We start from the raw sequence: 24,773 nt of genomic DNA, 5'->3' as shown, positions 1-24,773 counted from the left end.
GCAGATCCAATATGATGAAAACGCTAAGCCTGCACCCCGTGAAAACGCAGCCTGTATATCTTTACACATTAGACATTATCAGAGCTGTTTCAGCCTTTATAGTAATATTTGCTCATTGGCAATTCTTTTATTATACGAATGATGTATATACAAAGAACGGATATGATCCTGCAGCTTTACCCGGGTACCAATGGCTGTCTCTTATTTATGACCATTCAATGGTGGTGGTGGATCTTTTCTTCCTGCTATCAGGGTTTATATTCTTCTGGCTGTATGCGGAAAAGGTTAGCAGCGGTAAGATAAGCTTTGGCAAGTTCATGTGGTTCCGCATTACCCGCCTCTATCCAATTCATTTTGTTAGTTTGCTCCTGGTAGCCCTGCTGCAGTTCCTCATGCTGCGTAACGCAGGCCATTACTTCATTATCCAGTATAATGATGTATACCATTTCTTCCTGAACCTTTTATTTATGCAAAACTGGGGCCTGGAAAAAGGTCCTTCTTTTAACGGTCCTTCCTGGTCCGCATCAGTAGAGGTATTCCTCTATATCATCTTTTTTACTACCTGCCGTTTGCATTTGCAGCGCAGGCTGGGTGTACTGGCATTGCTGATGCCGGCCGGTTTGCTGGTCTATTGCTTTTATGATCTGCTGGGCAAAGGTATTTTTTCTTTCTTCGAGGGGGCGCTGGTGTATTATGCCTATAAGTGGATTGTGGAAGAGAACAGGATCCGGCAGCAGCTGCCGTGGATAGCTGCCGTTACTATATTATTATTTACGGGATTGCTGGTGACCGGTAATTTTTCTCCCCTTTCGCAAATAGTAATACGCTTGTTGCAACAGGTAGCCCCCGGCCGTGATGAAGCATTCTACCTTTCTGCACCTGTTATTGCAGGCCGGGTTTTTTTCCGAAGCATCATAGCTCCCCTCATTATATTAACCCTGGTCTTGTGGGGCGCCGGCAGCAAGGGGTCCGGGAAAAGATGGGCATGGCTGGGCAGTAGCAGCTACGCCATGTACTTACTGCATTTTCCCCTGCAAATAACTTTTGTGCTCATCACGGATTACTATGGTATCAGCCGAACCGTCTACCACTCTCCATACACCATACTGTTATTTTTTACCATACTGTTGCCCTTAAGCGTTGCCGCACACTATGGTTTTGAATATCCTGTTCAGGAAAAACTGAGGAGCCGGCTTTTCAGAAAGGCAAAACAACCCATTAGCATAGCAGAACCAGCGATCATAAGCCAATAATACCAACTTTAACAGCATTGATAGATTAATCTATGAGATTACAATTGAACATGGCACTGGCTATATTATGTATTGTAATATTGTCCGCCTGTAGTACAAACAGGAAGCTTACCTATTTTAATGACATTGCAGCTGCCACCGGAACCGATGCTGCAAGCCGCCTGCCGCAAATGCGCATACAACCCGGCGATGTTTTACAGATCACCATTGCAACGTATGATAAAGAGGTATCCATGCTGCTGAACCCTAACCAGGTAAGCACGCCCGGCATTTCCGGCAATGGCATGGAACAGGGATACCTGGTAGATAGCGCCGGCAATATCAGCTTACCCATGGCCGGTAAGCTGAATGTGCAGGGTAAAACTACTGCCGAAATTAATGACCAGGTAGCGCGGGAGCTGGAAAAAACAATTAAGAACGCCTATGTATCTACCCGGCTGGTTAATTTCCAGGTATCGGTGCTGGGCGATGTGGCCCGCCCCGGTTCCTTCAGGATAGGCGCTGAGCGGGCCTCTGTGCTGGATGCGCTGAGTATGGCAGGCGACCTGAATGTGACCGCCAAAAGAGACGACATTATGATCATACGGGAAGTGAATGGTGTAAAAAATTATACCTCCATTAATCTGAATGATAGCAAAATGCTTTCCTCACCTTATTACTACCTGGTTAATAATGATGTGATCTATGTAAAGCCCGGCCCCGGCAAGCTGTTTCCCACGTCCAGGCTCCTGCAGCTTTTGCCGGCTATCCTCTCCACCATTTCATTGATCACCACTATTGTTATTCTCAGTAAATGATGCCACCTTATGAATGAAAAGAACACACATAACAAGCCCGCCGTTATTGACCTGAACGATCTGTTCCGGAAAATAGTTTTCCACTGGCCGCTCTACCTGATAGTGCTGCTGGTGGCAGTAGGCGGCGCTTTCCTGTACCTGAAATACAAGAAGCCGCTGTATATGTCGGCCGCTAAGCTGTACCTGAAAGATGAGAAGAAAACAGGCGGGGAAGAAGCGGATATCCTGAAGTCATTATCGCTTTTTAACAGTGGTAAGAATATTGAAAATGAGATGGAGGTGCTTAAATCACCCATCCTGCTGGAAAAAACCATCAGCAAGAACCATTTTAATATCCGCTATTATGCAAAAGGTACGGTACGGAATGAGGAGCTGTATCATAATACGCCCCTCATCATCCGGGTACTGAGTGACAGCGCAAAGGTGGGCTACTATAAATTTGATGTAACACCTGAGAACGGGCAGCTGAAAATAAAGGTCAATATGCCTGACCGTGATTCGAGTGTACAGCTGAAGGTGCTTCCCGGAGAGCCTTTTAGGGTGCTCAAAGACCGGTTTGCCATTAGCTACGGACCCGCAGCAACTGCAGCAGACCTCACAGGCACCTACCGCATACGCGTAGATTCTGTGATAGAGCTGGCTTACGATATAGCGGAAGATATCAGCACCGCATTGGTGAACAGGGATGCTACCATTGTGCTGGTAACTTATAAAGACCCGGTACCGGAAAGAACAGCTGATTTCCTGAATGCGCTGCTGGATAACTATAACGATTATACGCTGGACGATAAGAACCGGGTATCCTATAAAACCATTGACTTCCTCAATGGACGCATAGACTCACTCAAAGAGGAGCTGGGCCTGCTGGAAAAGCAGGAAGAGCAGTTTAAGGTACAAAGGGGCATCACAGATATTGATGAAGGCGCCAAGCTGGCGCTGGAACAGGTAAAGGAAGCAGATCTGAAATTAAATGAAGCTAACCTGCAGCTCTCCGTATTTGACCAGGTGGAGAATTATGTTAGCAACCCCTCCGGCGATTATCCTTTCGCGCCGGTAGGTAATGTGGATCAAACACTCACAGCCCTCATCAGCCGTTACGAAGAAATGCTGAAGGAACACAAAAGGCTATCCTTAACGCTGCAGCCCACCAGCGTGATCCTGCAGAATGTGGATGCGCAGATCAGCGATGCACGTAAAACCATCAGCGAATATATTGCCGGTTACCGCCGCACCGCAGGCGTAGTGCAGCAGCAAACACAAACCAAGGTAAACCAGCTGCAGGGCCGCATTGCCAGCATACCGGCCTACGCGAGGGAGTACATTAATATAAAAAGGCAGCAAAGCGTAAAGGAAAACCTGTACCTGCACCTGCTCAAGAAAAAGGAGGAAGCTGCTGTTGCCAGCGCCAGCAACGTAACAGATAATAAAACTATTTCACCGGCCTATGTGCCTGATAAGCCGGTGGCGCCACGCAAGCCCCTGGTGTTTATAGGATTTATAGCCGCTGCGCTGGTGCTTGCCAGCGCATACATTTACATCAAGTATTTCCTGAACCCGCGTGTGCTCAGTAAAAAGGAAATAGAGCAGGTGTTTAACATGCCGGTAGTAGCAGAAATTTTCCGGCATGAGGAAGGCGTCAGGAACCTCACGTTAACCAACCGCTCCATCCTGCGGGAGCAGGTGCTGAACCTGCGCACCAATATCAAATTCCTGCTTACGGAACATACGGGCACCGCTACCATTTTACTCACTTCCAGCATATCCGGTGAGGGTAAAACTTTTTTGTCGGCCCATCTGGCCAGCACCTTAACGGTGAACAATAAAACCGTTGTGCTGGTAGAGCTGGACCTGCGTAAGCCCAAGCTGTCCAAGTTCCTGGGCATGGACCATAACACCGGCATCACCAATTATATACTGGGTACTGAAACGGAGGATGAAATTATCCGCAGCGTGCCCGGCGTGCCGCGCCTGTTCATTGTATCATCCGGCCCCATTCCACCCAACCCTATTGAGCTGATGGAAGGGCAGCGAATGAGCAATTTGCTGGCCTCCTTAAAAGAGAAGTTTGATTATGTAATTATTGATACCTCACCCATCGGCATTGTATCAGATGCAAAAAGCATCCTGTCGCATATTGACTGCTCGCTGTTTGTAGTGCGGTATAACTATACCCTTAAATCCAAGCTGGTAGCAGTAGAAGAAGGTTTACCCGAAGAGTTCTTCCGGAAAACGGGCATCGTGTTCAACGGCATAGAGCAGGATACTTTTTACCCGTACTACTATTACTACCAATACCGGTATGAGGAAACAAAGCGGGAAAGAAATACCTGGGGTTCATTCATCAAAAAAACAGCCAAAAGAATTGCATAAAGTATTTGAAAATAGCGCCTGGTTAATGATCGATAAGGTCAGCAAGCTGTTTCCCGGCATCCTGGTAATGGCGGTTATAGCCCGTCATTTGGGGCCGGAGCAGTTTGGCATATGGAACTATGCCATTGCCCTTACCACTATTGTAGGCAGCATGGCATTGCTGGGCATGGATAAAATTGCGGTAAAGGAGCTGGTGGAGCATGAGCAGGAGCAGCCGGCAACGGTAGCTACGGCTATTAGCATGCGGGTGGCAGCTGCATTGATTTGCATGGCCATCAGCACCGGTATTGTGATCCTTACCCGCCCGCAGCAGGGGCTGTACCTGTATTGTACCCTGTTTGCAGCAGCTACCATAGTATTACAGTCTTCCGATGTGCTGGATTATTTCTACCAGGTAAAGAACGATGTGAAGAAGGTGATCATTCCCAAAGTGAGTGTGTTCCTGTTTTTTTGCGTGGTAAAGATGCTGGTTGTTGTTTTCAGCGGTACGCTTATCACCTTATTATGGGTAACGCTGCTGGAATCGCTGGCAACCTTCCTTGTAGTGATCATTGTATACAGCTATCACCAGGCACCGCTTTCTCCGCTGAATATACAGCCTTACCGGGCAGGCCGTTTACTTACACAAAGCTGGCCCCTGGTATTTTCCAGCCTCCTGGTAATGCTGTTCGTAAAGGTTGATCTGTTGCTGCTGGATATGCTGGGCAGCGCTGCCCAGCTGGGGGCTTATGTGGTAGCAGCGCGCATTTCCGAATTATGGTATGCCATTCCCACCGTATTTGCTACCGCCATGCTGCCCGCGCTCATGCGGCAAAAGCAGTTAAGCAGGGAGGCTTACCTGAAGGTGCTGCAAAAATGGCTGCGTTTATCTTTCTGGTCATCCCTGGCCATTGCCATATTGGTCACCTTGTCTGCACACATCATTATTCCGCTGTTGTATGGTGCTAAATATCTGTCTGCATCCCCCATCCTCATGATCCATACCTGGGCCGGCATACCGGTGTTCCTCAGCGTAGCCTTTGTGCAGTACCTGATCATTGAAGGGAAGTATAAAATATACCTGTACAGCAATATCAGCGGCTTGGTGGTAAATGTAGGGCTTAACCTGCTGCTCATTCCCTCCTTTGGCGGTATAGGAGCGGCCGTAGCTACCGTAGCCGCCTATACGTCGGTATACGCTACCATGGTGGTGCTGGACAAAAGCGGGCAGGGATGGCTGCTTTTAGGAAAAGTAATGGCGCCGTCGCTGGTCCGTAATGATCTGCGGCAGGCATATAACAGGCTGAAAATTTTTACAGGCAGGCGCTTACCGGCATACTCTGAAAATATAGCAACAAATGACTAACCTCAAAAACATACTGAGCAATACGGCCGGAAAGTTATTTCCGCAGCTGCGTTATGGCGTAAGGGCTTTTAGCTCCGAAGGGGAGGATCTTATCCTGAAAAGGATCTTTCACCAGCAGGCAGCAGGCGTGTATGTGGATGTAGGCGCGCACCATCCCTTCCGTTTCTCCAATACCTACCTGTTCTACAAAATGAAGTGGCGGGGTATTAATATCGATCCCATGCCCGGTTCCAGGGCCTTGTTTGATAAATACCGCCCGCTGGATACTAACCTGGAAATGGGCGTGTCTGCACAACGGCAGTCGCTCACCTATTCCATTTTCAATGAACCGGCCCTGAGCACATTTTCCGGTGAAAAGGTGAGGGAATACACGCAGGATCCGCAGTACCACGTAATAGGGCAGCAGCAGATAGAAACCTGGCCCCTGGCCGATATCCTGGACCGCTATCTGAACGGCAGCACAACCATCGACTTCCTGACCATTGATGCGGAAGGACTGGATATGGAGGTGCTGCAATCCAATAACTGGAAAAAATACCGCCCGCGTTACGTGCTGGTAGAGTCGCAGCCTTTTGAGCTTTCACGTATTGACGATAGTGAATTGTGCCGGTTTATGGAGCAGGTAGGCTACCGCATTTTTGCTAAAACCTATTACACTTACTTCTTTAAAAATATGCAACCGTGATGATGAATGGCAACCGGTTATATGTACAATATGGCAGTGGCCCTTATACTGCACCAGCCGGCTGGAAGAATTTTGACGCTTCCCCAACGCTCCGGCTGCAGCAGCTGCCGGTAATTGGAAAGCTTCTTAGGAAAAGAATGCACGTAGCCTTTCATCCCGATGCGCTGCTGGGCGATATCCTGAAAGGGCTGCCCGGCATTGCGGAAAACTCCTGCGATGGCGTTTACTGCTGTCATGTGCTGGAGCACCTGTCTTATGAAGACTGCATTACCGCAATCCGTAATACCTACCGTATCCTTAAGCCCGGCGGCATTTTCCGCTGTGTGCTGCCGGACCTGGAATGCGCCGCCTGGAAGTATATTGATAACCTGCGGAGTAATGATCCGGAAGCTAACGTGAAGTTTATGGAAGAAACATTGCTGGGCAGGCAGCAACGTGTGCGCGGTATACGCCAGTTAATACAAACGGCCTTTGGTAATAAAGAGCATCAGTACATGTGGGACCATGTATCACTTACACACCAGCTGCAGCAGGCCGGTTTCCGGCAGGTGCGCAGGTGCGCGTTTAATGATGCGGCAGATGAAATGTTTAATCGGGTAGAAGAAGAAATAAGATTTCAAAACGCTGTTGCATTGGAGGCAACCAAATAATGTTAAGCACCCCCATTCTGTTACTTGTATTTAACCGTCCCCTGCAAACTATGAAAGTGTTTGAGCAGATAAGGCTGCAACGGCCGCAGCGTTTGTTCATAGCGGCAGATGGCCCCCGTGCGGGTAAACCGGGAGAGGACGCGCTGTGCATGGAAACACGTGACCGGCTGCTGGCAGCTATAGACTGGCCCTGCGAGCTGCAAACCTTGTTCCGCCCCACCAACCTGGGTTGCGGAAAAAATGTGAGCAGCGCTATTGACTGGTTCTTTAGCCAGGTAGAGGAAGGGATTATACTGGAAGATGATTGCCTGCCGGATCCTACCTTTTTTACATTCTGTACCGCCATGCTGCAGCGGTACCGTAACAACAGCAGTATTATGCATATCAATGGCAGCAATTTCCAGGCAGGTATACAGCGGGGTAATGCATCCTACTATTTTTCCCGTTACTCCCACGTATGGGGATGGGCCAGCTGGCGGAGGGCCTGGCAGCATTATGATTTTACATTACAGGCTTACCGGCATGCCCCTTTACATGGGCTTAACCGCTGGCTGTTGTCGGAGGTGGAAAACATGCGCAATAAAAAGTCAGATACCTGGGATATACAATGGTTTATGTCCGTATGGTTTAACCACGGCATGGCCATTACACCTAATACCTCCCTGGTAAGGAATATCGGGTATGGGAAAGAGGCTACGCACACCAAACGCATTCCGGGCTGGTTCCGGAAAATGGTGTATGGTGCAGTTACAGATATCATACACCCGCAGGCGCTGGTAATAGATGCGGAGGCCGATCATTACACGGCCAGCAAGGTATTCTATACCAACCGGCTTACCATCCGTATTAAGAAGATAGTGAAGGGTAATACATTATTGTATGGATTATACAAACGCATTTCATAATCATGCAGGGCATTTATAGCAGGTTACAAAGCAGTAGTTTCTTCGTGGAATGTTTCCGGGAAACCATGCCTTTGGTCATTGCAGCGGTGCTGTTGTATCTGTATTACAAACAGCGTATCTCTATTATAGATACCCTGTTGTATGCCTTTGCTTCCGAAGCTTACACCATACTGGCCATAGGTCCCACATTCACCGCTACCTTTTTTGTTAGCACGTTTATTTTTATTGAACAGGCGCACCGGCTGTTTACCGGCGGGCAGCACATTCGCAGGGAATATTTGCTGCTGTTATTACTGCCGTTGTTATCGCATATAACGGTATTCCTGATCACGCAGCTGTACAAGGATCCTTTTAATTATCCCGGTGGCAGGTATTATGCTTTTTATACCAAGCCGCTTTATTTCTACATTAAAACCTACCTGCCGCTGTTTGCGATCGGCAGCAGAATAGTACAGGAAAGAACTCCTTTATCATGGGATGCGTTCCGCGAAACCATGAAACGCATTACAAAGATCTCCCTGTGCATAGCGGGTATCCAGATCTTTATACAGCTTACTTTCCAGAATGTGGCGTTAAGTGAAATACTGGGCCTGCAAAGCCGTTACCTGGCAGAGCAGATCAGCGGCCCCCTGGGTTTACGGGTACAGGCCTGGTTTGGCGAGCCAAAAGTATTCAGCGCATTTTTATCCCTGGCCATCCCCATTTTGTTAAAGGACAAAGAATATAAGGTTGCGGGCGCCGCCTTTGTGGTAGGCATTCTTACCGCTTCCCAAACCTTTTATATTAACCTGCTGGTAGCAGGGGTGGTATTTGTAATATTCGGCCGGCTTAATGGGGTACGGCTTAAAGTATTGTGCACACTGGGCCTTATCATCGGCATTTTTATGATGGTGGCCGCTTCAAAAGATTACCTGCTCAAACATTATATGGCCAATCGTAACGACCCGGTATATAAAGCGCTTTTTGAAAGGTCGGCCTACCGTTACGATAATGAAATATGGCAGAAGAACAATATTGTACTGGGCATGCCGCTGCAGCGGGATATGGAATTACCGGTGGTGGATTTCCTGCGTGATGAGCCCTACCTGCTGTTATCAGGCTACGGGGCCGGCAACAGCACCTTTATCCCGCCTTCTTATTTTTTCGGGCAGCCGCTCTATGAATTCCGGGTAGCAGGCGTAGGCGGGCATAACCTGAATATGCGCTGGTTCTTTATACTGGCTGAATTTGGCGGGGTAGCGCTCATCTTTTTCTTCCTGGTGCTTACCCGCGTTGGCAGCGGTGTATTGCTTTTCCAGCGCAGCTATTTTGCCTTTGTAGCAGTCTGTTTTTTCTTTAGCCAGATAGATCTGATCATGATCATAGTAGCCATGTTAAGCGCTTATGGGACAGCGCCTGCACAAGAGCCGCTATACGAAAAAGATATACGCTTAGCCTGGGGGCGTTAAGCACAGGCCTTTTTATCATATCCTATTAACCGGTTCCCGTTATGCAGGTGTACTTGGATAACATTGTATTCTCTATTCAAAAAGCAGGTGGCGTATCCGTTTACTGGTATGAGCTGCTGAAGGGTATTTTTAACAGCGGCTTGTCTGTGAACCTGCTGAATACGCAGCGCAGCTCTGCAAACATTTTTGAACGCAGGCTGGATTACAGCCGTTTTGCATGCCTGAAGGAAAGCAGGCTTCCCTTCAAATACCTGCGCTACATGCCCATCCGCTGCCGGTTACCGGCAACCTCCATTTTCCATGGAGGGTACCTGCGCGTATCGCCCCAAAAGAATATCCTGAACATTTTAACCGTTCATGATCTTGCGCATGAGCGTAAGCTGGCTACAAAATTCCCCAGGGGCTTAACCAACATTATGCAAAAGGCATACGGCATCCGCCGGGCAGATGGTATTATCTGCATCTCTGAAAGCACCCGGCAGGAGCTGCTGCATTTTTATCCCTTTGTAAACCCGGAAAAGGTAAAGGTGGTGTATCATGGTATAGCCAATGATTTTTACCCACTGGATAAAAACATTCCGCCATTCTTTACCCTGCCCTTTAACCTGCAACAGCCCTATATATTGTATGTGGGCGCGCGCAGGAACTATAAGAATTTTGGTATAGCCGTAAAGGCCCTCAAACAGCTGCCGGAGGCTTATAAGCTGGTGATCGTTGGCGGGGAGCAATGGAGCCGGGATGAAATGATGGCTTTGCAGGAAATAGCAGGCCGTTATCACATTTTTGAAAATGTAAGCGCTGCAGACCTGAATGTGCTGTACAACTATGCATTCTGCCTGTTGTATACTTCCATTTATGAAGGCTTCGGCTTTCCGCCGGGCGAAGCGTTAAAAGCAGGCTGCCCCGTGGTAACCACCAACCGCACTTCCATGCCGGAAGTGGTGGGGCCCGCCGGCCTGCTGGTCGATCAGCCGGATCCTCTGGCCTTTGCAGAAAAGATCACGGCACTGGAAAATCAACCCTACCGGCAAAGGCTTACCAGGGTAGGGTTACAGCAGGTACAAAAATTTACCTGGGAAAAAAGCGTACAGGAAACTATCTCTTTCTATCAAGATTGTTGGAATTATAAATTCTCAAAATGAACCTCCTATTTAAAATTGCCGATACCGCAAAAGTGTATCTGACCGCAGGCCGGGGAATTTCTTCGCTGCTGGAAAAAGGCGCTTCCGTAGCCTCCACACAGATCCTGCATAACTGCCGGCATTACATCCCTGACCTGAAAGTAATTATAGATGTAGGCGCCAATAAAGGGCAGTTTACCATGGCCGCCAATCATTATTATCCCCGGGCCGTTATCCACTCATTTGAGCCATTGCCGGAAGTGTTCCTGGTATTACAGCATAATACCCGCAAGCTGGCCGGGGTACATGCCTATAACCTGGCATTGGGCAGCTCCAGCGGCTGCCTGGAGTTTTACCGCAATGCTTATTCCCACGCCAGCTCTGCCTTACAGGTGTCGGGACTGCAAAAAGATATGATGCCCCAAACCGCTGACACAGACCAGATAACGGTACCGGTTAAACGCCTGGATGAGCTGCTGCCGGATATCCGGCTGTTATCGCCCGCATTATTAAAGATGGATGTGCAGGGATATGAAAAGGAAGTGCTGAAAGGCGCTGTGAACAGCCTGCGTAATATTGATTACCTGTTATTTGAATCATCCTTTGTACAGATGTATGAAGGGGAGCCCCTGTTTGATGAGATGCATAATTTCGTAAAAGACCTTGGGTTCGAGTTTATTGCCCCGGTGGGATTTTTACAATCAGATAAGCTGCAGATCCTCCAGATGGACTTGTTATACAAAAGAAAAAGATAGTTGCTATTCCGCTGACCTCAATTTCTACCCCCAAATAAGTGTTTTATGAAATGGAATACAGATGTTAGTTATTATATAAGGCTGCTGATCGATTATGTGGTGCTGACGTTGTTTTTCCTGTGCACGCGTCGGTATATAGCCGGCCAGGGCGATGTATTCTTTTCCTCCTTTAACTGGCTGCTGCTGGGCATCAGCTTAATGGCATGGACTATCATCGGTATTTCAGTACATTTATATGACGACTTCCGTACGCGTCCCTTTTCCATTGAGCTGGTAGCTATTCTTAAAACGGTGCTGATACATGCGTGTTTACTTACCTTCCTGTTCTTTTACTTTTTTAAATATTATCCATATCCCCGCACCTTTACGCTGTTGTATAACCTGCTTGTTTTTTCAGGGATCGCTATTGTCAAATACATCGTTAAAAAATCCCTGCTGCGCTTACAGATCATGGGTTATAATACAAAGAATGTACTGATCGTAGGCACTGGCGATATGGGGATGAACTTTTACAAGACCATCCTGGATAATGAGCATTTTGGTTACCGTTGTGTAGGTTTTGTAGATGAGCAAACCAATACGCACCTCAACGGGCAGTTCCTGGGCACCCTGCCGGACCTGAAAAGGATCCTGGAAGAGCATGATATTGACGATGTGGTGGTAGCCATGCCCGGCGGTTTAAATGAGCAGCTGCACCAGATCATTGTAATGAGTGAGCAGGAAGCCAAACGGGTACGGATCATTGCAGACTGTTATAACTACTGCACTACTACCGCCAGCATGCACCTTTGCGGTAACCTGCCTTTGTTAACCATCCGTTCCTCCCCGCTGGATGATCCTGCCAGGCAGCGCCTGAAACGGTTTCTGGATGTTACCATCAGCATACTGCTTTTTATTTCCATGTTTAGCTGGTTGTTCCCCATTATTGCCCTGCTTATTAAGCTCACCTCCAAAGGGCCGGTATTGTATAAGCAGGAAAGATGGGGATTAAAGAACCGGAAAATAACCTGTTACAAGTTCCGCTCCATGGTGCGGGATTGTGATATGGTGGATGCGAGCGGACGTTTTTTACAGGCCACCCCCAATGATAAACGCATCACCCCCATTGGTAAGTTCCTGCGTAAAAGCAGCCTGGATGAGCTGCCGCAGTTCATTAACGTACTGCGGGGTGATATGACGCTGGTAGGCCCCCGGCCGCATGCTATACCTTTGCACATGGAATCCAAGCAAACCATACAGCGTTATATGCTGCGCCACCTGGTAAAGCCGGGTATTACGGGCTGGGCCCAGGTAAATGGCTGCCGGGGCGAAACCCGCCTGCCCGGCCAAATGCAAAAGCGGGTAGACCTGGACCTGTGGTATATTGAAAATTACAGCTGCTGGCTGGATTGCCAGATCATTCTGCAAACCTGCATGAATATTATCAAGGGAGATAAGCAGGCGTATTAACGGGCGCTTTTGCGCAGCGCCACAATGTTCTGGAAGGCAAATATTTCATACTGGGTAACATTGTATTTCCCCAGGGGTTTTAAACCATCCGGCAATAAGCGGTAAAAGTCATAACCAGGCAGCACGGCTACAATATCCCTGAAAAAAGTGCGGGATATTACATTCATTTCATTGAACTCTATTTGCACGGCCGCTATCAGGCCACGCTCAATGGCTGTTTGAGCGCCTTTTAATACACCCAGCTCATGCCCTTCGGTATCAATTTTCAGTAACGCAATTTTGGAGAGCTGGTTACCGGCTATAAAATCATCAATAGTGGTAAGGGTAATATGTTTTTCCTCTGCCTGTCCTTCATGCAACTGCTCTATAACTTCTTTGTAAATGCTGGCATGTTCGGATCCTCCATCGCCCGCATAATCATAAATGGCGGCAGTAGCAGGTACTTCACCGGCGCCCAGCGGCACAGGGGTGAACCGGTAGGTGCGGGCAGCGGCTTCCAGCTTTTTAAAAGCTGCGGGGTGCGGTTCAAAAGCAAAAAGGGGCAGGCGTATCTGCTGCTTGCGCAGCATAATAGAGTAATGCCCTATATTGGCGCCAATATCAAGAATAACCCCGTCATTCAGCTTGCCGTTGTTAATAAGGTAACGGATAAAAGCTTTTTCCCCCGACAGGTAATCATTCTCAGAATTGCGGATACCCAGACCGGACATGCTTAGTTTATACAGGAACAGGTGCGCGGGGTAAAATAATTTCCGGGCAAACAGGTATGCATAGGCTTGTTTGAAAGATCTGCCAAGGAGATTCATGGGTAATATTGTTAGGGTATTGCAGGTATTAAATATACCATTATTGGATAGGGTAAAGTTGTTCATTTTGTTCATTGAGATTTGATCCTATCTTTGCCCATGGAATTAATCATGGAAAATATGAATTTTAACCTGGATAAGATCCCCGGACGTACCGCACAGCCACGCACTTACGGGCTTACAATGGTAACTGATAAAGGTTTAAGCCTGCAGGATACCAAAGATTTCCTGTCGGTGGCGGCCCCGCATGTGGATATAGCGAAGCTGGCCTTTGGCACTGCACATGTAACGCCTAACCTGGCAGAAAAGATAAAAACATACCAGTCGTATAATATACCCGTATACTTTGGCGGCCTGCTGTTTGAAGCTTTTTTGGTGCGTAACCAGTATAATGATTATGTGAATGCCATAAAGGAATATGGCATCAGTTATATAGAGGTATCCGATGGTTCCATCAATATTCCGCATGCAGAAAAGTGCGGGTATATAGAAAAGCTGGCTAAGCTGGGCACCGTATTAAGCGAAGTAGGCTCTAAAGATAAAGACCGGCAGCATATTACGCCGCCGTATAAATGGATAGAGCTGATGAAAGCAGAAATGGAGGCCGGTGCGCAATACGTAATTGCAGAAGCACGCGAAATGGGAACCGTAGGGCTGTACCGCGATTCAGGGGAAGTACGCGAAGGGCTGGTGCAGGAGATCCTCACAAAAATTCCGCATGAAAAAATCATCTGGGAAGCGCCGCAGAAGAACCAGCAGCTTTATTTCCTGGAGCTCATAGGCTGTAATGCCAACCTGGGTAACATTGACCCGCATGAGGTAATTCCCCTGGAAGCCATGCGCATAGGACTGAGAGGGGATAGCTTTCATTTTTATTTAGGAGAATAGTTATAAAAAGTCCGGCAGGTTTGATCGCCTGCCGGGGCGCTGCCCCTACAACCCCTCCTTATTTTTTTGCAGATCTATTTTCTGCTCCAGCTCCGCATCTTCCGGGGGTAAAAGCTGCTTTTTATCCTTCTTATTTCTAATGATCAGGAACACGATCAATGCTACTGCCAGCAGGCCTGCGATTACAATGATTGCTGTATTCATAAACAACCCACTCCATGCTCATCAGTACACGTAACATTCATTTAACATACGCCTTGCAGGTGGATTGTTATATTTGAAAGGATCACGCTCATTTATTATGAAATACCTGGTTTGCTGGGCGATGCTGGCTGTTACTGCCTGCAGTAACAATCAAAAAGCCATCCGGGTAAAGGGCTCAGATACAGAAGTTAACCTTGCTGTTGACCTGGCTGAAAATTTTTATAAGGTAAACAACAACTTTAGTGTAGCCATCTCCGGTGGCGGCTCCGGTATGGGTATTGCCTCCCTCATGAACCGGCAGGCGGATATTGCCAACTCCTCGCGCCCGCTGAATGCAGAAGAAGACAGCCTGTTCAAAAAAAGAGGCATTCAGATCCGCACGGTAGTATTTGCGGAAGATGCTACGGCCTTTATTGTGAATAAAAGCTTTCCGCTGGATAGTATAGATGTAGCCACCTTAACCGCCGTATTAAGCGGTAAGTATAAAACCTGGCAGCCGGTTACCAAACAGCATATACCGGTAAATATTTATGGCCGGCAAAGCAACTCCGGCACACACTCCTTTATCAGTAAAAAACTGAACATACAATTCAGCCCGGACGCCAAGGAAATGAATGGTAATGCACAGATCATGGAAGGGGTAAAGCGCGATGCTTCCGGTATTGGCTATGTAGGTGCGGGTTACCTGCTGCACGACGGGGCCAACCCCTCTGTGAAAATATTGAAGATCACGGAAAAGCAGGGCAGGCAGGCGGTTTCACCGCTGGATAAAAAAGCCATCCTGGAACACCGCTATTATTTTCAACGGCCTTTATACCAGTTCATACCGGCAGCTTCCTGGCAAAAGGTATCGGCCTTTATAGATTTTGAAAAAGGCCCTGCCGGACAAAAGATCATACAACAATCCGGGTATTACATTATTCCCGGTAATTAATGGCTAATTATGAAACTAGCGCTCAGGGAAAATATAGACCGTACTGCCAAATGGGTTTTCAGGGCCACGGGTATAGTGGTAATTGCTATACTGGCCGGCATTTTCTTTATGCTGATGTGGAATACCATTGCCTTTTTCCTGAAAATAAAACCGCTGGATTTTATTACCGGTACGCAGTGGAATCCTTCCGGCGGGCAGGCCCGTTACGGCATATTACCTTTGCTGGTAAGCACCTGCCTGGTTACGCTGGGCGCCATGGCCATTGCCATTCCCCTGGGAATTGGTACGGCTGCATTTTTATCAGAGTATGCCGGTAAGCGCTTAAAGAATATTCTGAAGCCATTAATAGAAATGCTGGCTGCCGTACCCTCTGTAGCTATCGGCTTTTTAGGAATTGTTGTTTTAGGGCCGGGTATTGCCGGCTTAACACAGCAGGCCAATGGCTTAAATGCATTGAATGGCGCCATATTGCTGGCTGTAATGTCGCTGCCCACTATTATCACCGTAGCGGAAGATGCGTTGCAGGGCATACCAGGTACCTACAAGGAAGCCAGCTATGGGGTAGGGGCCACCAAATGGCAAACCCTGATCCGGGTTACCATTCCGGCAGCAGCGCCGGGTATACTGGCCGCCGTCATGTTAGGCGTTGGCCGTGCTATTGGCGAAACCATGACGGTATTGATGGCTACCGGTAATGCTGCTGCTTTTCCAAAAGGCTTTTTTCATTCCGTACGCACCATCACTGCTACCATTGCCATTGAAATGGGCGAGGTACCTTATGAAACCACTCACTACTATGCGCTGTTTGCCATTGCAGCCGTGTTGTTCCTGGTTACGCTGATCATTAATATGATCGGAGAATATTTTGTAAACAAATACAGAAAATATCATTCCGCATGATGAAGAAGCTAACACCGGTGATTGAATGGGGTACGCTGTTGCTCAGCACCGGTACCGTGTGTTTTTTTATGGTGGTTATTTTGTGGGATATTATCAGCAAAGGTGCGCCTTCTTTGTCCTGGCAGTTTGTAAGCACGCTGCCTAAAGCCGGCATGACGCAGGGCGGCATATTACCGGCTATTACCGGTACTGTGCTGCTAACGCTCATCACTGCGCTGGTAGCAGCACCTTTTGGCATCTGCTGCGCGGTGTACCTGAATGAGTATGCATCTGATAACTGGTTCACCCGCCTCATACGTGCCGCCATCCGTAACCTTACAGGCGTGCCTTCTATCATTTATGGTTTGTTCGGGCTGGCATTATTCGTACAGGCATTACATTTAGGTACCTCCTTATTGGCAGCCGGTTTTACACTGGGCTTACTTTCCTTACCGTATATGATCACCACCACGGAAGAGGCTTTGCGCCGCATTCCCGCAAGCACCCGCGAAGCTGCGCTGGCCATAGGCGCCACGCAATTGGAATCTATCCGCGATGTGGTATTGCCCTCTGCTTTACCAGGCATCTTAACAGGCGTAGTGCTTACCCTGTCAAGGGCTGCCGGGGAAACGGCGCCCATTCTTTTTACTGGGGTGGCTTTTTACATTAATAATCCCGCTGGTTTTCTGAACCAGGAATTTATGGCCCTGCCTTATCATTTGTACATGCTCTCTACCCAGCACCAGGCCATTGAGCAGGTAAGACCGCTGGCATACGGTACGGCCCTGGTATTGATCATAGTAGTATTCCTTTTAAATCTTACTGCATTTTATGTGCGGTATAAATATAGCCGGCATGAGTGATACAGCAACAAAGCTTTCCGCACAGTCGTTGAACCTCTGGTTTGGCAGCAAGCAGGTATTAAAGAATATTAATGTAGCGTTTAATAAAAATGAGATCACTGCGCTCATAGGGCCTTCCGGCTGCGGCAAAAGCACGCTGCTGCGCACTTTTAACCGTATGCACGACCTGGTACCCGATGTAAGGATAGAAGGGGAAATAAGCCTGGAAGATCATAATCTGTATGAAGACGGGCTTTCCGTTACCCAGGTACGGCGGCGCATAGGCATGGTGTTCCAGAAAGCTAATCCCTTTCCTAAAAGCATTTATGAAAATATAAACTATGGCCTTAAAATAAACAACATTCCAGCTGCCGACCGCAAGGGCATTATTGAAAATGCGCTAAAGGAAAGTTACATCTGGGATGAAGTGAAGGACGAGTTGCAAAAGCCCGCTACCCGCTTATCCGGCGGGCAGCAGCAGCGCCTGTGCATAGCCCGCGCTGTGGCCCTGCGGCCGGAAGTGATCTTAATGGATGAGCCCTGCTCTGCCCTGGATCCGCTAAGCACCTCCAAAATTGAAGAGCTGATCCTGAAACTGAAGAAAGATTACACCATTGTAATTGTTACCCATAACATGCAGCAGGCGCAGCGTATAGCCGATAAAACAGTATTCATGTACCTGGGTGAGATCATTGAAGCAGGCCCCACCGCCAACATCTTTGAACATCCGCAAAATGAGCTCACCGGCAATTACGTACAGGGGCATTTTGGTTGATCCTACAGCACATACACCTCATCACAACATACTGACGCCAGCTTATTCCCCGGCGCTCCGCGCCAGGCCGGTATCACCGGCAGGCAACGCGCCGTTATTCTTACATACCGCGCCTGCACACCCGCAAACCGTACATTACAATCATTGATCTGCACACTATAATCCTCCGCTTTCAGCTGCACCAGCTGCTGTGACCCTAAGGAAGTAAAATGCACACCGTCAGCAGAGCTTTCCACCATCACCGCCACCGGGTTAAAAATATAATGCCGCGCATCCTGCAAGAAATGTGTGCTTATTTGTTGTATGGTTTTGTTAGCCCCCAGGTCTATAGTAGCTACCAGGTCTTTGCCGTAAATAAACAGCCAGTTGGTGCTGAAATCATTGGTGCCCGTTACGCCGTCGGTAAGGGTTTGTTCTTTATTGGCAGGGTATTCCGGTGCATAGGGGTTTAATAATTTCACCGGCGCCCGGAAAGCCAGGCTGTGCACCCATTTCCGGGCAAACAACGTGTCCCATTCCCGCTGGTAGGCATCCGGGCTAATGCCGTTTTCAGCAAGCACAGTTACACCGGCCTTCTTGCATTGCGCTACAAATCTCCGCACACGTAAGGGCCACCGCGGATTTACAATATACCCGTTGCCATCCTGCATCAGGTAACCATGTTTTTCCGTACCCAAAAAGCGGGATTGTTGTAGTACGGTGTATTCCAGCGGCAGGCGGGCATTTTGTACCCGGTTGGTCAGCAGGGTATCCCCATCCACGGCTTTTTCCGCATGATCTAATAACGTAGCATATTTATCAATAGCGGCAGGCGAAAGATAATTGGAAGAATTATTCGCCGGATTGCCGTAAATATCCAGCGGTGTTTTAGTGCGTTGCAGGGTATCGCTCAGGGCCTGTAAATACTGCGCTATAAAGGGGCCGGCCTTGCCATAATAACCATCCAGGAAACCGGTGATAATATCCGCAGCCGGTTTGTCCGGGTTCCATAGCAGCTTGGCCTGCAGGTAGCTGTTAAGCTCCGCCATATCGCTATACGTATCTGCGCTGCCTTGCGAAAAAACGCCTTTTACCTTATTGGCGGCAAAGTATTGCAGGTTAGCCTGCAGGTTGTTGTAATCCGGGAACGGCGCCAGGTAATTGGTGAATTGGGTGGTATAGTCCCACACGAATAAATTGGGGGTCAGCGCGCCCCAGTCCTGCAGGTTTTTGCGGAAGCCGGCAGCAGAAGGCGCGCTGCTTAAAGGCTCCTGCCGGTAGGCATCAATGCTGCTAAGCATAATGTACACATTAGCGGCAGGTTTGGTTTGCCGCGGCGGGCGGGCCGTTTGCTGGTAGGCCAGGGTAGTGAACTGTTGTTCCGGGAAGGTGGCCGCCACCCTGTTCACAAAGCGTATAAGCGTGCCCGTTGTACTGCCCTCTGCAGCGTTTATCTTACTGCATTGGTCGCAGGTACAAAAGCCGCCGCCATCTTCTGCTGCAATGGACCAATATAATGCATCCGGGTTTTCAGCAATGGCTTTGCGCAAATGATCCACGGTGATCTTAAACACGGCTTCATTGCTTAAGCATAATTGGGTAGCCTGCCGGTTGCCATTTACCAGTGCATAATACTCCGGGTGCGCGGCAAAATAAGTGTTAGGTGGTACCAGCTTAAAAAAGGAATGCCCCCACAAGCCCCACAGGTCCTCAAAACGCTGCAGGCGGTGCCATTCCAGGTATTCATTGTCAAATGCAGCAGGGTAGTAGGTTTCCCGGTAAAGGAATGCAGGCTCCTGTTTATCCGTTAGCTGTGCAGGCAGGTGCAGGTTAGTGCTGTGCGGCACGGTGGCTGGTATGTTGGCATATTTACGGCAGCCGCAGTATTTTTCCAGTAAGGTATATACGCCGTATACCACGCCTTTGCCCCGGCTGCCTTTTATATACAGGTTGCCCTGCACATCGGTAGTTAGTAAAAACCCTTCATTTTTCAGCGGGCGTGTATCATACTTTTCCCCTGCGCCGGTATTACCAATAAAAATGGCCGGCTGCTGCCGGTAGGCTTTTTCTTTGATCAGGGGCAGGGTGGCGCCGGATATGCGTTTTACATAATCCTGTAACACACTGGCGGCATGGGCATCATTCTTACCCGCATCTTCCGGTATTACAATCACGTATTTGGAAGCGCCATTGGTTACAAGGTTAATTTGGCCCGGCTGGCAACCGGTGTAGCCAAATAGCGTTATTAGCAGCATCCATGTAAGCATAGTCCTGAACATGTAATGTGATTAAAACCTGCGCTGCAGTGTTACATAAATATCATACTGGTTCTGGAAATTGGTATCGCTGATCTTTTGATTGATCCAGGTGCCATATAACCCCACTGTAGTGCGGTACTTAAATGTTTTCTGGTAACCGGCGCCCACGCTGCGTGTAAGCAGGCCGGATAGTTTCGGGAACTGTATCAGGCGGCTGCGGTCATCCGGCGAGGTGCCCAGGCCTGCTATAAACGAAATGTAGTCCTGCCCGTGGTTCATATAATAACGGGTGGTCAGGTTAAAGGAAGTATAAAAGTCTGGCGAATCGCTGATGAAGTAAGCCCGCAGGTTCACATAAAAATCCCGGAAGGTTTTGCCTAATGAGGCTACCCCGGAAATTACATTGCCGCTATCTGCCTGCTGCAGGTAACGTGAGCCCAGCTCTGCTTCCACATCATGCTTAAAGGTTTTAAATAAAGAATAAGCCAGCCTTACTTTGGGAAATACCAGCTCATTGGAATAGCTGGCCAGTGCATAGGAGTATAGCTGTTTGTTGTGCGTGTAATACAGTTCCGCTTCGCCCATTAGCCCGGTGCCCTGTTCCCGCCCGGCGTAGTTCAAGCGCACGGCATAAGAACCCCGTTTAAAAAAATGCCGGTATTCCAGGGTGGCAATGTTGTACTTATTATCGTTGTAGTCGTAGCTGGAATGCAGGAAGAACATGCCAAACTGGTTCTTCAGTGTTTTGCTTTGCAAAAAATCTGCATAGTCTATATTGGTGGCGCTGCCCTGCAGCTTCACTACAGAATCTGCTGCTGCTGCGGCCTGCGCATATTCCTTCTTATTTTCCAGGGTAATGGCCCTTTTCTGTAAAAAGGCCACATTATCCGGGTAGTAATGTATGCCCCGGTCGGCATACAGCAGCGCGCTGTCATATGCCTGCCGGCCGTTTAAAATGTTAATGCTGTATAACAGTGCCAGGGAATCCCGGCTGTTTACGGCCAGCACCCGGCTAAAAGCCTGCAGGGCGCTGTCCGGTGCATTGTTCCGCTGGTAGCTGGCGCCGGCTGCCAGCAGGTTCTCCGTATAGGCGTTCCGGTATTTGGTGGAAAAAGGATACCGCTGCATTAAGGCATAAGTAATAGCGCCGGCTTCCTCATAGCGTTTCATATCTGTGAGCAGGCTGGCTTTTTTCAGCAGCAGGTCTTTATCGTCCGGGTGGTATCCCAGGGCCAGGTTGGCATAGTGCAAAGCGCTGTCCGGCCGTTGCTGGGCGCTTTCCAGGTTAATGAGGTAGTTCAGCGCATCCGCATTATCCGGCTGTTGGGCCAGTACGGCCTGCAGCTGTATGCGCGCCATATCATACTCCTCTGCCTGCATTAATATGCGGCCGGCTGTTAAACGGGTTTCTGCCAGCATACCGCTGTACCTGGGATCATTAGGGTATTGGGCCAGCAGCGCAGCGGTGATATCTGCCGCTTCATCATACCGTCCCATATCTGCCAGTATATTGGACTTCTTTAGCAGAAAACGGGTGTTGTCGGGGTAAGTGTTCAGCGCCTGGTTCAGCACCTGTAAGGCACGGGCCGGGTCTTTTTGCGCCAGGTAGGTGTTGGTAAGCATATCCAGCGCCACTGTATCAGCAGGGGCCGCCTGCAGGGCCATCTCAAATTCTGAGCGGGCCAGGTCATATTGCTGCTGCGCCAGGTAATCCCGTCCGCTGGCCACTTTCAGGCTTACGTAGCGGTTCTTCAGATCGGCAGATGAAGGGTTGCTTTGCCGCAGCCGCCCGGTAAGCGCTGCCGCTTCCGTGAATTTGCGGTCGCTTTCCAGCACATCTATTTTTAACCCCAGCAAGCGTTGATCATTGGGGTTTTGTTTCAGTCCCCGGTTAATCCATGCCAGCGCTTCGCGGTACGCGCCCCTGGACATGCTCAGTCCAATCACCTTATCCAGCGCTTCCCGGTTACCGGCATCTTTTTCCAGTATGCTTTGATATAGCAGGTAAGGGTCTGTTTGTGCATAGTAGCCTGCGGCTTCCATACGCAGGGATACATCCATGCCACGGGCTTTGGCATCATTGGGATAATATTTCAGCACCTGCTGCAGCACGCTCAGCGCATCTGCATAATTGTGCATGTCCTGCAGCAGTGACAGCTTACGCATCAGCAGCTCGTAAGACGATGGGTTGCTTGCCAGCGCAGCATTTACCTGCTCCAGTGCAGGGGAAAAGTTGCCGGAGCGTATATACATGTTAGTGATAGCGGTTTTGGCTTCCTCGTTATCCGGCTCCATCATCAGCGCTTTTTCATAGCTGCTGCGCGCCAGGTTAGTATTGCCCCTGGCCCGGAAATAGTTGCCGGAAAGCAGGTAGTGGCCGGTATAGGCATTGCGCACCGTAGTATCTTCCGGGTAGGTATTCAGCAGGGTAGTGGCATACGCATCACCCTTGTAAAAGTTGGCAGCTGCATCCAGCACGCTTAGCTTCTTTAACATCAGGTCGTGGTCATTGGGAAAATAACCCAGGCCTTCATCTGCATAACAGGAGGCCTCTTCATATTTCTTTTCAGATAGCTCTATATTGATCGCGTAAAAGTAAGCATCGCGGTAGCGCGGGGCAGCCGCCAGCACCTGTTTTACATACTTCCTGGCCAGATCGTTCTGCCCGATAAGCATGTACAGGCGGCCCAGCAGCAGCTGCTGGTCGGTCATATCCGGTTGTTTGGCCAGCGCCTGTTTGGATATTTCTATAGCCTGCTTATAATTTTGCGCTTTGGTTTGCCGTACTGCTTCATTGTACAATTCCTCTGCATCCTTTCCCTTTTTTCCAAATAGCTGAGCTTTTGCCGGCAGATAGCTGCACAACATCACAACCGGTAACAGGTATTTTATAGCACTCCGCATGTATAACAGTTTGGTCTAAGCAGCAGTCGTTTTTTTCTGTCCAAAACCCTGGCGCTGCATATTTCCCCAGGTATGTTTTTTCCCTACAATAAAGAAATAATATCCGCGCAGCGCAAAGAACACGATCAGCGGATGGTATACGAATGGTTCCAGGAAAGCCATCAGCGCCAGTCCCATTACCTCTTTCCAGGTTTTATAATAACGGTAGGTCATCTGGTCCCACCAGATAGCCAGGGTAGTGATCATTACAGAATACAGGTACACAAACAGCAATAGTATAGTAGCAAAGGGCCAGTTGATATGGTTGGTGATGATCAGGTAGATGTAATACAGGATACCGGTAAATTCAATAATAGGCGCCAGGAATTCAAAGAACAGGTTATACGGCAGCACTACCAGGCCTAAACGTTTATACCGAGGGTTAAAGATCACCTTGCGGTGTATGGTCATAATCTCTGCCAGGCCGCGCCCCCAGCGGGTACGCTGCCGGCTGAACACTTTGAGGTTAGGCGGTCCCTCCGTCCAGCACTGGGAGGTAGGGATGTAACGCACAGCATATTTCAGCTTGTTATCTATCATGTAGGTGCACATGCGCGTTACAATATCCATATCCTCCGCAAAGGATTTGCTGTCGTAACCGCCGGCTTTAATAGCAATCTCCTTATCAAACAATCCCAAACCACCGGATACGTTGGGCACGCAGTTAATAAGGCTCCAGCCCATTTTGCCCAGTACATAGGCGCGTATATATTCCATTTCCTGGAAGCGGGGCAGCCAATGCCGGGGCGGCCGCACACGGGTTATTACGCCTTCATCCACCTCGCAGGAGTTGGCCAGGCGCAGGGTAGCGCCCGTAGCTATTACCCGTATGCTGTCTTCCACCACATGCACATACCCGCATTCCGGGCAGGGCTCGCCTACTTCCTTGATCTTTTTGTTCTCCTCATCCATAAAGGGTTTGATCATGCGCAGCAGCGTATCTTTTTCAATAATGCTATCCACATCCGTACACAGGAAGTAAGCATAGGCAGCGGCGTTAATGCCGGCATTGGAGGCATCTGCCTTACTTTTACCATTCACCTTATCAATTACCACCAGCTTATCATAGGCCGTATTAACGGACTTGAATACACGTTTTACAGGCTGGGATTGTATACGTTCATTATAGGCAAAAACCACTTCTGTGAGCTGGAACTCGTTAATGAGTTTTTCCAGCGTATCATCCGTGCTGCCGTCATTTACAATGATCACCTCAAAAACAGGATAGTTCAATGTAAGCAGCGACCGTACATTGGAGATAATGGTAACCCCTTCATTATAGGCCGGTGCAATTACGGAAATGCCCGGCGCCAGGGGCGATTGTACCATAATATTATGATCCACATAACTGTTCTTGCGCTGGTACCGGATAATGCCCCGCAGGGAAAGCATGGCCAGCAGCGCATACCAGAACAGCATGGTACAGCCATACACAAAAACAAAGCCCTCATAAAAATTCTTAATAAACTCCACGCGCGTTCAATTGG

The 24,773-nt window shown here is 48.8% G+C and carries 21 protein-coding genes; 16 read left to right on the top strand and 5 right to left on the bottom strand.

Annotated features, from left to right (window positions below):
• Window positions 1-11 precede the first annotated feature (11 nt).
• From BMZ54_RS18660 to BMZ54_RS18610, 11 genes are all read left to right on the top strand, one after another.
• Window positions 12-1,253 (top strand): acyltransferase family protein, encoded by a 1,242-nt coding sequence (locus BMZ54_RS18660; protein ID WP_089915266.1) that lies wholly within the window; start codon window positions 12-14, stop codon window positions 1,251-1,253.
• 32 nt (window positions 1,254-1,285) lie between these two features.
• Window positions 1,286-2,050, top strand: coding sequence for a polysaccharide biosynthesis/export family protein (locus tag BMZ54_RS18655; RefSeq protein WP_089915263.1), 765 nt, complete (start codon window positions 1,286-1,288; stop codon window positions 2,048-2,050).
• Between the two features lie 9 nt (window positions 2,051-2,059).
• Complete coding sequence (locus BMZ54_RS18650; protein ID WP_089915260.1) at window positions 2,060-4,420, top strand: GumC family protein; 2,361 nt, start codon at window positions 2,060-2,062, stop codon at window positions 4,418-4,420.
• Entirely contained in the window at window positions 4,413-5,765 is a 1,353-nt protein-coding gene (locus BMZ54_RS18645; RefSeq protein ID WP_162277602.1) for a flippase, read from the top strand. Before BMZ54_RS18650 ends, BMZ54_RS18645 begins: the two co-directional genes overlap by 8 nt.
• Window positions 5,758-6,450 carry an FkbM family methyltransferase gene (locus BMZ54_RS18640; RefSeq protein ID WP_089915253.1) on the top strand — a complete coding sequence of 231 codons (693 nt, stop codon included), beginning with the start codon at window positions 5,758-5,760 and terminating at the stop codon, window positions 6,448-6,450. The genes BMZ54_RS18645 and BMZ54_RS18640 overlap by 8 nt, the downstream gene beginning before the upstream one ends.
• Window positions 6,450-7,100, top strand: a complete 651-nt coding sequence (locus tag BMZ54_RS18635) for a class I SAM-dependent methyltransferase (RefSeq protein WP_238386616.1) — start codon at window positions 6,450-6,452, stop codon at window positions 7,098-7,100. The genes BMZ54_RS18640 and BMZ54_RS18635 overlap by 1 nt, the downstream gene beginning before the upstream one ends.
• Before the next feature lie 50 nt (window positions 7,101-7,150).
• A complete protein-coding gene (locus BMZ54_RS18630; protein WP_143081062.1) occupies window positions 7,151-8,005 on the top strand; it encodes a hypothetical protein in 855 nt (284 codons plus the stop codon).
• 65 nt (window positions 8,006-8,070) lie between these two features.
• Complete coding sequence (locus BMZ54_RS18625) at window positions 8,071-9,453, top strand: hypothetical protein (RefSeq protein ID WP_162277601.1); 1,383 nt, start codon at window positions 8,071-8,073, stop codon at window positions 9,451-9,453.
• 41 nt (window positions 9,454-9,494) lie between these two features.
• On the top strand, window positions 9,495-10,595 hold the full coding sequence (locus BMZ54_RS18620) for a glycosyltransferase family 4 protein (RefSeq protein ID WP_089915244.1): 1,101 nt from the start codon (window positions 9,495-9,497) through the stop codon (window positions 10,593-10,595).
• Window positions 10,592-11,329 carry an FkbM family methyltransferase gene (locus BMZ54_RS18615; protein WP_089915241.1) on the top strand — a complete coding sequence of 246 codons (738 nt, stop codon included), beginning with the start codon at window positions 10,592-10,594 and terminating at the stop codon, window positions 11,327-11,329. The genes BMZ54_RS18620 and BMZ54_RS18615 overlap by 4 nt, the downstream gene beginning before the upstream one ends.
• Before the next feature lie 45 nt (window positions 11,330-11,374).
• Complete coding sequence (locus BMZ54_RS18610) at window positions 11,375-12,778, top strand: undecaprenyl-phosphate glucose phosphotransferase (protein ID WP_089915238.1); 1,404 nt, start codon at window positions 11,375-11,377, stop codon at window positions 12,776-12,778.
• On the opposite strand, the gene BMZ54_RS18605 is transcribed toward BMZ54_RS18610, so the two are convergent.
• Window positions 12,775-13,584: an FkbM family methyltransferase gene (locus BMZ54_RS18605; RefSeq protein WP_089915783.1), complete on the bottom strand. Its 810-nt coding sequence runs from the start codon at window positions 13,582-13,584 to the stop codon at window positions 12,775-12,777. The genes BMZ54_RS18610 and BMZ54_RS18605 overlap by 4 nt on opposite strands.
• A 120-nt stretch (window positions 13,585-13,704) precedes the next feature.
• On the opposite strand from BMZ54_RS18605, the gene BMZ54_RS18600 reads away from it, so the two are divergent.
• Window positions 13,705-14,472: a phosphosulfolactate synthase gene (locus tag BMZ54_RS18600; RefSeq protein ID WP_089915235.1), complete on the top strand. Its 768-nt coding sequence runs from the start codon at window positions 13,705-13,707 to the stop codon at window positions 14,470-14,472.
• A gap of 45 nt (window positions 14,473-14,517) precedes the next feature.
• Here the strand turns inward: BMZ54_RS18600 and BMZ54_RS32960 are convergent, their stop codons facing one another.
• Window positions 14,518-14,676, bottom strand: coding sequence for a hypothetical protein (locus BMZ54_RS32960; RefSeq protein WP_156093019.1), 159 nt, complete (start codon window positions 14,674-14,676; stop codon window positions 14,518-14,520).
• A 97-nt stretch (window positions 14,677-14,773) separates the two neighbouring features.
• Here BMZ54_RS32960 and BMZ54_RS18595 point away from each other — a divergent pair, with 97 nt between their 5' ends.
• The 4 genes from BMZ54_RS18595 to pstB are packed head-to-tail and all read left to right on the top strand — an operon-like array spanning window position 14,774 to window position 18,106.
• Window positions 14,774-15,610 carry a substrate-binding domain-containing protein gene (locus BMZ54_RS18595; protein WP_089915231.1) on the top strand — a complete coding sequence of 279 codons (837 nt, stop codon included), beginning with the start codon at window positions 14,774-14,776 and terminating at the stop codon, window positions 15,608-15,610.
• Between the two features lie 9 nt (window positions 15,611-15,619).
• Window positions 15,620-16,510, top strand: coding sequence for a phosphate ABC transporter permease subunit PstC (pstC, locus tag BMZ54_RS18590; protein ID WP_089915229.1), 891 nt, complete (start codon window positions 15,620-15,622; stop codon window positions 16,508-16,510).
• Window positions 16,507-17,352: a phosphate ABC transporter permease PstA gene (gene pstA, locus BMZ54_RS18585; RefSeq protein WP_089915226.1), complete on the top strand. Its 846-nt coding sequence runs from the start codon at window positions 16,507-16,509 to the stop codon at window positions 17,350-17,352. Before pstC ends, pstA begins: the two co-directional genes overlap by 4 nt.
• Window positions 17,345-18,106, top strand: coding sequence for a phosphate ABC transporter ATP-binding protein PstB (gene pstB / locus BMZ54_RS18580; RefSeq protein ID WP_089915781.1), 762 nt, complete (start codon window positions 17,345-17,347; stop codon window positions 18,104-18,106). The genes pstA and pstB overlap by 8 nt, the downstream gene beginning before the upstream one ends.
• Window positions 18,107-18,108: 2 nt before the next feature.
• On the opposite strand, the gene BMZ54_RS18575 is transcribed toward pstB, so the two are convergent.
• From BMZ54_RS18575 to BMZ54_RS18565, 3 genes are read right to left on the bottom strand one after another with little or no spacing between them, the layout of a single operon-like run.
• Window positions 18,109-20,364: a DUF4838 domain-containing protein gene (locus BMZ54_RS18575; RefSeq protein WP_089915223.1), complete on the bottom strand. Its 2,256-nt coding sequence runs from the start codon at window positions 20,362-20,364 to the stop codon at window positions 18,109-18,111.
• A gap of 9 nt (window positions 20,365-20,373) precedes the next feature.
• Window positions 20,374-23,247: a tetratricopeptide repeat protein gene (locus tag BMZ54_RS18570; protein ID WP_089915220.1), complete on the bottom strand. Its 2,874-nt coding sequence runs from the start codon at window positions 23,245-23,247 to the stop codon at window positions 20,374-20,376.
• 15 nt (window positions 23,248-23,262) lie between these two features.
• Window positions 23,263-24,759, bottom strand: coding sequence for a glycosyltransferase family 2 protein (locus BMZ54_RS18565; RefSeq protein ID WP_202909286.1), 1,497 nt, complete (start codon window positions 24,757-24,759; stop codon window positions 23,263-23,265).
• Between the last annotated feature and the right edge of the window lie 14 nt (window positions 24,760-24,773).

It is taken from the genome of Chitinophaga rupis, assembly GCF_900109685.1.
Lineage (GTDB): Bacteria > Bacteroidota > Bacteroidia > Chitinophagales > Chitinophagaceae > Chitinophaga > Chitinophaga rupis.
This window is presented reverse-complemented; position numbering and strand designations above follow the sequence as displayed.

Bases quoted from the DNA above. Each gene is read 5' to 3' on its own strand.
- BMZ54_RS18620 (WP_089915244.1), top strand. From the start codon at position 9,495: ATGCAGGTGTACTTGGATAACATTGTATTCTCTATTCAAAAAGCAGGT.
- BMZ54_RS18615 (WP_089915241.1), top strand. From the start codon at position 10,592: ATGAACCTCCTATTTAAAATTGCCGATACCGCAAAAGTGTATCTGACC.
- BMZ54_RS18625 (WP_162277601.1), top strand. From the start codon at position 8,071: ATGCCTTTGGTCATTGCAGCGGTGCTGTTGTATCTGTATTACAAACAG.
- pstB (WP_089915781.1), top strand. From the start codon at position 17,345: ATGAGTGATACAGCAACAAAGCTTTCCGCACAGTCGTTGAACCTCTGG.
- BMZ54_RS18595 (WP_089915231.1), top strand. From the start codon at position 14,774: ATGAAATACCTGGTTTGCTGGGCGATGCTGGCTGTTACTGCCTGCAGT.
- pstC (WP_089915229.1), top strand. From the start codon at position 15,620: ATGAAACTAGCGCTCAGGGAAAATATAGACCGTACTGCCAAATGGGTT.
- BMZ54_RS18660 (WP_089915266.1), top strand. From the start codon at position 12: ATGATGAAAACGCTAAGCCTGCACCCCGTGAAAACGCAGCCTGTATAT.
- BMZ54_RS18650 (WP_089915260.1), top strand. From the start codon at position 2,060: ATGAATGAAAAGAACACACATAACAAGCCCGCCGTTATTGACCTGAAC.
- BMZ54_RS18635 (WP_238386616.1), top strand. From the start codon at position 6,450: ATGATGAATGGCAACCGGTTATATGTACAATATGGCAGTGGCCCTTAT.
- BMZ54_RS18600 (WP_089915235.1), top strand. From the start codon at position 13,705: ATGAATTTTAACCTGGATAAGATCCCCGGACGTACCGCACAGCCACGC.
- BMZ54_RS32960 (WP_156093019.1), bottom strand. From the start codon at position 14,676: ATGAATACAGCAATCATTGTAATCGCAGGCCTGCTGGCAGTAGCATTG.
- BMZ54_RS18640 (WP_089915253.1), top strand. From the start codon at position 5,758: ATGACTAACCTCAAAAACATACTGAGCAATACGGCCGGAAAGTTATTT.
- pstA (WP_089915226.1), top strand. From the start codon at position 16,507: ATGATGAAGAAGCTAACACCGGTGATTGAATGGGGTACGCTGTTGCTC.
- BMZ54_RS18655 (WP_089915263.1), top strand. From the start codon at position 1,286: ATGAGATTACAATTGAACATGGCACTGGCTATATTATGTATTGTAATA.
- BMZ54_RS18575 (WP_089915223.1), bottom strand. From the start codon at position 20,364: ATGTTCAGGACTATGCTTACATGGATGCTGCTAATAACGCTATTTGGC.
- BMZ54_RS18570 (WP_089915220.1), bottom strand. From the start codon at position 23,247: ATGCGGAGTGCTATAAAATACCTGTTACCGGTTGTGATGTTGTGCAGC.
- BMZ54_RS18610 (WP_089915238.1), top strand. From the start codon at position 11,375: ATGAAATGGAATACAGATGTTAGTTATTATATAAGGCTGCTGATCGAT.
- BMZ54_RS18630 (WP_143081062.1), top strand. From the start codon at position 7,151: ATGAAAGTGTTTGAGCAGATAAGGCTGCAACGGCCGCAGCGTTTGTTC.
- BMZ54_RS18605 (WP_089915783.1), bottom strand. From the start codon at position 13,584: ATGAATCTCCTTGGCAGATCTTTCAAACAAGCCTATGCATACCTGTTT.